The organism is Pseudonocardia sp. McavD-2-B, from assembly GCF_024124365.1.
Classification (GTDB): domain Bacteria; phylum Actinomycetota; class Actinomycetes; order Mycobacteriales; family Pseudonocardiaceae; genus Pseudonocardia; species Pseudonocardia alni.
In genome coordinates, this window is the sequence record NZ_JAMXSG010000508.1 from 1 (window position 1) to 1,560 (window position 1,560).

Here is a 1,560-nt window from a genome sequence, read left to right on the forward strand (position 1 = left end):
GCTCACTGGTCCACCCTCCGGGTGTCGGTGATCGTGATTGGGTTGCCGATGCGCCCGAGGTGCCGCTGGGTCATCGCCCTGCTCGCTCGACTCGGTTGAGGTCCAGCATGAGATCTGCGGGGCCCAGCGGACACCCGGGATGCGCGGACCGTCGACAGGGCTGAGCGCCGTTGAGCGCCGATCAGTGAGCGAACCGGCAGCCGCATCCCGGCACCACATGAAGGCGCCTCCCCACTGGGACTAGCAGCGAGGAGGCTGACATGCAGTCTGCCAGTACCACCAGCACCCGCAACCCCGCCCACGCCCACGCCACGCTGCCCGCCGACCCGCCCGGTGATGTCACCGCCGGTCTGGACTGGGCCCGTGACGACCACGCGGTCGCGATCGTCGACCACCGCGGCACCCAGATCGGCCGCCACACCATCGACCACACCGCGGCCGGTCTGCGGGAACTGGTCGCGCTCCTGCGCCGCGCCGGGGCAGCCGAGGTCGCGATCGAACGCCCCGACGGCCCCGTCGTCGACACCCTGCTCCAGGCCGGGATCACCGTGGTCGTGATCAGCCCCAACCAGGTCAAGAACCTGCGCGGACGCTACGGCTCGGCCGGGAACAAGGACGATCGCTTCGATGCCTACGTCCTGGCCGACACCCTGCGCACCGACCGCGCCCGCCTGGCCCCGCTGACCCCGGACCGCCCCGAGACCGCGACCCTGCGCCGGGCCTGCCGCACCCGCAAGGACCTCGTCGGCCACCGGGTCGCGGTGGCCAACCAGCTGCGCGCGCACCTGCGCACCGTGCTGCCCGGCGTGGTCGGGCTCTTCGCCGACATCGACTCCGCGATCAGCCTGACCTTCCTGCGCAGCTTCGCCACCCAGGACCACATCGACGCGCTCACCACCGCCGGGCTGGCCGCCTGGCTGAGCGAGGTCGGCTACTGCGGGCGCACCGCCCCGGCCGTGCTCCACGCCCGTCTGCGCACCGCGCCCCGCGGCCTGACCGGGCACGACGCCGAGATCAACACCGAGATCACCCACGCCCTGACCAACGTGTTGACCACGCTCAACACGCAGATCGCCACCGTGTCGGCCCAGATCGAGCGCCAGCTCGCCGAGCACGCCGACGCCCACGTGTTCACCAACCTCCCGCGAGCCGGACGAGTCCGCGCCGCCCGACTGCTCGCCGAGATCGGCGACTGCCGGGCCCGCTTCCCCACTCCCGAAGCGCTGACCTGCCTGGCCGGCGTCGCCCCGTCGACCCGCCAGTCCGGCAAACACCGCTCGGTCGGCTTCCGCTGGGCCTGCGACAAACAACTCCGCGACGCCGTCTGTGACTTCGCCGGCGACTCGCGACGCGCCAACCCCTGGGCCGACGACCTCTACCAACGCGCCCGCGACCGCGGGCACGACCACGCCCACGCGGTCCGGATCCTGGGCCGCGCCTGGCTGTTCGTCATCTGGCACTGCTGGCAGGACAACCTCGCCTACGACCCCACCCGACACCGCGCCCTCCAACGCCTCCTCGAAGATCAACAAGCGGCGGGTTGACACAGGGCATCTCATG

At 71.9% G+C, this 1,560-nt stretch carries 1 protein-coding gene; it reads left to right on the top strand.

Annotated features, from left to right (window positions below):
• Nucleotides 1-260 precede the first annotated feature (260 nt).
• Entirely contained in the window at nucleotides 261-1,544 is a 1,284-nt protein-coding gene (locus tag NH602_RS30725) for an IS110 family transposase (protein WP_253069672.1), read from the top strand.
• Nucleotides 1,545-1,560: the final 16 nt, after the last annotated feature.

Bases quoted from the DNA above. Each gene is read 5' to 3' on its own strand.
- NH602_RS30725 (WP_253069672.1), top strand. From the start codon at position 261: ATGCAGTCTGCCAGTACCACCAGCACCCGCAACCCCGCCCACGCCCAC.